The sequence below is a fragment of the Pseudomonas sp. PS02303 genome (genome assembly GCF_029959925.1).
Taxonomy (GTDB): domain Bacteria; phylum Pseudomonadota; class Gammaproteobacteria; order Pseudomonadales; family Pseudomonadaceae; genus Aquipseudomonas; species Aquipseudomonas mandelii.
In genome coordinates, this window is the sequence record NZ_JASCOM010000318.1 from 1 (window position 1) to 6,170 (window position 6,170).

4 protein-coding genes are annotated in these 6,170 nt (G+C 61.8%); 3 read left to right on the forward strand and 1 reads right to left on the reverse strand.

Annotation, left to right across the window (positions count from 1 at the left end):
* Positions 1 to 85 precede the first annotated feature (85 nt).
* Positions 86 to 1,822, reverse strand: coding sequence for an IlvD/Edd family dehydratase (locus tag QMX98_RS31395; RefSeq protein ID WP_010459835.1), 1,737 nt, complete (start codon positions 1,820 to 1,822; stop codon positions 86 to 88).
* A gap of 193 nt (positions 1,823 to 2,015) precedes the next feature.
* Between QMX98_RS31395 and QMX98_RS31400 the strand changes: the two genes are divergently transcribed.
* The 3 genes from QMX98_RS31400 to QMX98_RS31410 all read left to right on the forward strand — a co-directional run bounded on the left by QMX98_RS31400 (position 2,016) and on the right by QMX98_RS31410 (position 6,072).
* Positions 2,016 to 3,338 (forward strand): MFS transporter, encoded by a 1,323-nt coding sequence (locus tag QMX98_RS31400; RefSeq protein ID WP_282411918.1) that lies wholly within the window; start codon positions 2,016 to 2,018, stop codon positions 3,336 to 3,338.
* A gap of 150 nt (positions 3,339 to 3,488) precedes the next feature.
* Positions 3,489 to 4,481 carry an AraD1 family protein gene (gene araD1, locus QMX98_RS31405; protein WP_010459837.1) on the forward strand — a complete coding sequence of 331 codons (993 nt, stop codon included), beginning with the start codon at positions 3,489 to 3,491 and terminating at the stop codon, positions 4,479 to 4,481.
* 10 nt (positions 4,482 to 4,491) lie between these two features.
* A complete protein-coding gene (locus QMX98_RS31410) occupies positions 4,492 to 6,072 on the forward strand; it encodes an aldehyde dehydrogenase (NADP(+)) (RefSeq protein WP_010459838.1) in 1,581 nt (526 codons plus the stop codon).
* Positions 6,073 to 6,170 lie beyond the last annotated feature (98 nt).

Consider the following 6,170-nt stretch of genomic DNA (forward strand, 5'->3'; position numbering starts at 1 on the left):
CGATAGCGGTCGTTCAGTCAACATCAATGTTGAATGTACGACCGCTATCGCGTGCAGGCTCGCTCCTACAGGGGGATTGATATGATCAGTGAGAGTGGCGCGGGACTTCGGAACCGCGGCAGCCAACCAGGAAGTCGAAATCGCAGCCCTGATCCGCTTGCAGCACATGGTCGATGTACAGCTGACGATAACCGCCCACGATCAGATTTTGCGGCGGTTGCAGATCCGCCATGCGCGCCGCCAGTTCAGCATCCGGGATGTCCAGGTGCAAACGCCCGTTGGCGCAATCCAGTTCGATCCAGTCGCCTTCCTTCACCGTCGCCAGAGGTCCGCCGGCCGCTGCTTCCGGGGCCACGTGCAAAACCACGGTGCCATACGCCGTGCCGCTCATGCGTGCGTCGGAAATGCGCACCATGTCCGTCACGCCCTGGGCCAGCAGCTTGGCCGGCAAGCCCATGTTGCCGACTTCGGCCATGCCCGGATAACCCTTCGGCCCGCAGTTCTTCATCACCAGAATCGAGTTGGCATCGACGTCCAGGTCCGGATCGTTGATCCGCGCCTTGTACATGTCGAAGTTCTCGAACACCACCGCGCGCCCGCGATGCTGCATCAATTCGGCACTGGCCGCAGATGGCTTGAGCACTGCACCGAGGGGCGCGAGGTTACCGCGCAATACGCAAATGCCGCCGTCGGCGCGGATCGGGTTGTCGAGGGTGCGGATCACTTCGTCCTGGCCATAGATCGGCGCGTCCTTGGTGTTCTCGCCCAGGGTTTTGCCGTTGACGGTCAAGGCGTTCGGGTTGGGGATCAGGTTAGCTTCACCGAGGCGACGCAATACCGCTGGCAGGCCGCCGGCGTAGTAGAACTCTTCCATCAGGAAGCGCCCGGACGGTTGCAGGTCGACGATGGTCGGCATGCCGCGACCGATGCGGGTCCAGTCATCCAGGTCCAGCTCGACGCCGATACGACCGGCGATGGCTTTCAAGTGGATCACGGCGTTGGTCGAGCCACCGATGGCGGCGTTCACGCGGATGGCGTTTTCGAAGGCTTCCTTGGTCAGGATCTTCGACAGCCGCAGATCTTCACGGACCATCTCCACCGCGCGCATGCCGGACATGTGCGCCAACACATAACGCCGCGCATCCACCGCGGGAATCGCCGCGTTGTGGGGCAGGGACGTGCCCAGTGCTTCGGCCATGCAGGCCATGGTCGACGCCGTGCCCATGGTGTTGCAGGTGCCGGCCGAACGGGACATGCCGCCCTCGGCCGCGAGGAAATCGTCAATCGTGATGGTGCCGGCTTTGACTTGCTCGCTGAGCTGCCAGACCACGGTGCCGGAGCCAATGTCCTGGCCTTTGTGTTTGCCGTTGAGCATCGGCCCGCCGGTAACGACGATGGCCGGCACGTCGCAACTGGCCGCGCCCATCAGCAGCGCCGGGGTGGTTTTGTCGCAACCGGTCAGCAGGACCACGCCATCAATCGGGTTGCCACGAATCGCTTCTTCAACGTCCATGCTTGCCAGGTTGCGGGTGAGCATGGCGGTAGGGCGCAGGTTCGATTCGCCATTGGAGAACACCGGGAATTCCACCGGAAAACCACCGGCCTCGATCACCCCGCGTTTGACATGCTCCGCGATCTGGCGGAAATGCGCGTTGCACGGGGTCAGTTCCGACCAGGTGTTGCAGATGCCGATGATCGGCTTGCCGTGGAACTGGTGGTCGGCGATGCCCTGATTTTTCATCCAGCTGCGGTACATGAAGCCGTTCTTGTCAGCGGTGCCAAACCATTGGGCGGAGCGCAGGTTGGGTTTTTTATCGGACATGATCGATTCTCTTATTGTATGACTATATTGTTCGAGCTAAGGCGTAACATAAGCGCAATTTCGCCGGTTTGGAAGTGTTGTTGGTTAATTAGTATTACTATATAGTCGCTTTCAACGGAGGGATTGCCCTGGCGGTTTTCAGCGAGAGGCGTCCCCCGAGGTTCTATAACAACAACAATCGGAGACCGATCTCATGAGCCAGGAACTGCGGCTTATTCGTCGCATTACGCTGAAACTGATTCCCTTCCTGATCCTGCTGTACCTGATCGCCTATGTGGATCGCTCCGCCGTAGGTTTCGCCAAGCTGCACATGGGCGCCGACATTGGCCTGGGTGACGCAGCCTATGGCCTCGGTGCAGGGTTGTTCTTCATTGGCTACTTCCTGCTGGAGATCCCCAGCAACTTGATGCTCGATCGCTTCGGTGCCCGACGCTGGTTCGCGCGAATCATGGTCACCTGGGGCGCCATCACCATCGGCATGGCGTTCGTCCAAGGGCCGCACAGCTTCTATGTCATGCGCTTTCTGCTCGGCGCGGCCGAAGCCGGGTTTTTCCCGGGCGTTCTCTACTACATCACCCAATGGTTCCCGGTTCGTCATCGCGGCAAGATCCTTGGCCTGTTCATTCTTTCCCAGCCCATCGCGATGATGATCACCGGCCCGGTGTCTGGCGGCTTGCTCGGCATGGACGGCATCCTTGGTCTGCACGGGTGGCAGTGGCTGTTCATCGTCATCGGCACCCCGGCGATCCTGCTGACCTGGCCGGTACTGCGTTACCTGCCGGACGGGCCCCAGCAAGTGAAATGGATGGACCAGGCCGAGAAAGACTGGCTGACCGGCGAGCTGAAAAAGGACCTGGAGGCCTACGGCCAGACCCGTCATGGCAATCCTCTGCACGCCCTGAAAGACAAACGCGTGTTGCTGCTGGCGCTGTTTTATCTGCCGGTGACCTTGAGCATTTATGGCCTGGGCCTGTGGCTGCCGACGTTGATCAAACAGTTTGGTGGTACGGACCTGGTGACCGGTTTCGTGTCATCGGTGCCCTACATCTTCGGGATCATCGGGCTGCTGATCATTCCGCGCAGTTCCGACCGCCTGAATGATCGTTACGGTCACCTCGCCGTGCTTTACGTGCTGGGCGCCATCGGGCTGTTCCTCAGCGCCTGGCTGACGGTGCCTGTGCTGCAACTTGCGGCGTTGTGCCTGGTGGCGTTTGCGCTGTTTTCCTGCACCGCAGTGTTCTGGACCTTGCCCGGTCGTTTCTTCGCTGGCGCCAGTGCGGCGGCCGGGATCGCGTTGATCAACTCGGTGGGCAACCTGGGCGGCTACATTGGCCCGTTCGTGATCGGTGCACTGAAGGAGTACACCGGCAACCTGGCGTCGGGGCTGTACTTCCTGTCGGGGGTGATGGTGTTCGGGCTGGTGTTGACCGGCGTGGTCTATCGGTTACTGGAGCGCAAGCATGTGCTGGCGGCCGACCAGTTCGCGGCCAGTGCTCGCGGCGCGACTCGCACCTGAGAGATCACACAAATGCCCTGTGGGAGCGAGCCTGCTCGCGAAGGCGGAGTGTCAGTCGGTAATGATTTTGGATTTGACGGCCTCATCGCGAGCAGGCTCGCCCCCACAGGGTGCAATGCCGCCTTCAAGATTGTTTACAGGAGAAAATCCATGCGTTTAGTGCAGTTCGAACTGAGTAACGGCGAGCGCCGGGTAGGCGTGGTCGAGGAGGGGCTGGTGCGCGAAGTGCAGGACGCGCGCACGGTCCGTGACCTGGCCCTGGCGGCTATCGAGGCGGGCGTCAATCTGCAGCAGCAGGTGAAAACCCTGGGCCTGGGCATCGGTCATGACTACGCGGAGCTGCTGGCGCAACTGCGGATCCTCCCTCCGCTGGATCACCCGGACCCGGCGCACATGCTGGTCAGCGGTACCGGCCTGACCCATCTGGGCAGCGCTTCGGCCCGCGACAAGATGCACCAGCAGGCCGGCGACGAAGCGGCAATGACCGACACCATGCGCATTTTCAAATGGGGCGTGGAGGGCGGTAAACCGGCGGCCGGGCAGGCCGGTGTGCAACCGGAGTGGTTCTACAAGGGGGACGGCAGCATCGTCGTGCGTCCGGGCCAGCCGTTCCCGCTGCCACCCTTTGCCGAAGACGCGGGTGAAGAGCCTGAACTCAGCGGCCTCTACGTTATCGGCCACGACGGTAAACCGTATCGCCTCGGTTTCGCGGTGGGCAACGAGTTCTCCGACCATGTGATGGAGCGCAAGAATTACCTCTACCTGGCACATTCGAAATTGCGCAGTTGCAGCTATGGCCCGGAGCTGCGGGTCGGCGAATTGCCGGCACATCTGGCTGGCACCAGCCGCATCCTGCGTGACGGTGAAGTGCTGTGGCAGAACGAGTTCCTCAGCGGCGAGGCCAACATGTGCCACAGCTTCGAGAACCTTGAGTACCACCATTTCAAGTACAGCCAGTTCTTGCGTCCGGGGGACGTGCACATTCATTTTTTCGGCACCGCGACCCTGTCCTTTGCCGACGGCATTCGCACCCGGGAGGGTGATGTGTTCGAGATCAGTCAGGCCGAGTTCGGCGCGCCTTTGATCAACGGGATCGCCCCGGTTGAAGCCGCGTTCGAGCCCGGCACCGTCGGCACCCTTTAAGGAGATACGCATGCCTCAGATTCTTGGTCACAACTACATCGGCGGTCAGCGCAGCGCGACTGGCACCGTCAAAATGCAAAGTGTTGATGCCAGCACCGGCGAAGCCTTGCCTCATGATTTCTTCCAGGCAACGCCTGAGGAAGTCGATGCCGCCGCCAAGGCTGCCGCCGCCGCTTACCCGGCCTATCGCAGTCTGAGCGCGGAACGTCGCGCGCAATTTCTCGATGCGATTGCCGATGAACTCGACGCCTTGGGCGATGACTTTGTCGCGGTGGTCTGCCGCGAAACGGCATTGCCGGCCGGACGTATTCAAGGCGAGCGCGGGCGCACCAGCGGGCAGATGCGTCTGTTCGCCAAAGTGCTGCGTCGCGGCGATTTCTACGGCGCGCGAATTGATCTGGCAATGCCGGATCGCCAACCGCTGCCACGACCGGACCTGCGCCAATACCGCATCGGTCTTGGGCCTGTTGCGGTGTTCGGTGCGAGCAACTTTCCGTTGGCCTTCTCCACGGCGGGCGGCGACACCGCGTCGGCGCTGGCCGCCGGTTGCCCGGTGGTGTTCAAGGCTCACGGCGGCCACATGGCCACCGCCGAACTGGTCGCCGATGCGCTGATTCGCGCGGCGGAAAAAACCGGCATGCCGGCCGGCGTGTTCAACATGATCTACGGCGGCGGAGTCGGCGAAGCGCTGGTCAAACACCCGGCGATTCAGGCGGTCGGTTTTACCGGTTCGCTGAAGGGTGGCCGCGCCCTGTGCGACATGGCTGCCGCACGTCCACAACCGATCCCGGTGTTCGCCGAGATGTCGAGTATCAACCCGGTGATCGTGTTGCCGAAGGCATTGGCTGCTCGGGCCGACACCGTCGCCCGTGACCTGACCGCTTCGGTCGTGCAGGGGTGCGGTCAGTTCTGCACCAATCCCGGTCTGGTCATCGGTATTCGCTCGCCGCAATTCACCGCGTTTGTGCAGCAGGTCGCGGGCCTCATCGGCGATCAGGCGGCGCAAACAATGCTCAATGCCGGGACGTTGAGCAGCTATGGCAACGGCCTGCAAAAACTCCTAGCTCACCCGGGCATTGAGCATCTGGCTGGCAATCCGCAGCAAGGCAATCAGGCGCAACCGCAGTTGTTCAAGGCTGACGTCAGCCTGCTGATCAATGGCGATGCAGTGCTGCAGGAAGAAGTGTTCGGCCCGACCACTGTGTTCGTCGAAGTGGCGGATCAGGCGCAACTCAGTGCCGCGTTGAACGGCCTGCACGGGCAGCTGACGGCGACGATCATTGGTGAGCCGGCGGACTTCGAACAGTTCGGCGAGCTGACGGCGTTGCTGGAGCAAAAGGTCGGACGGATCCTGCTCAATGGCTATCCGACGGGCGTTGAAGTCTGCGATTCCATGGTCCACGGCGGGCCGTACCCGGCGACTTCCGATGCACGCGGCACGTCGGTCGGCACGTTGGCGATTGATCGATTCCTGCGGCCGGTGTGTTTCCAGAACTATCCCGACAGCCTGTTGCCGGAACCGCTGAAGAACGCCAACCCCCTGCGCATCCAGCGTCTGGTGGACGGCAAACCTTCCCGCGACGCCCTTTAACAGCTCACCGCAATCCCCGTGGGAGCGAGCCTGCTCGCGAAAGTGGTGCATCAGTCAACAACAATATCGACTGACACTCCGCATTCGCGAGCAGGCTC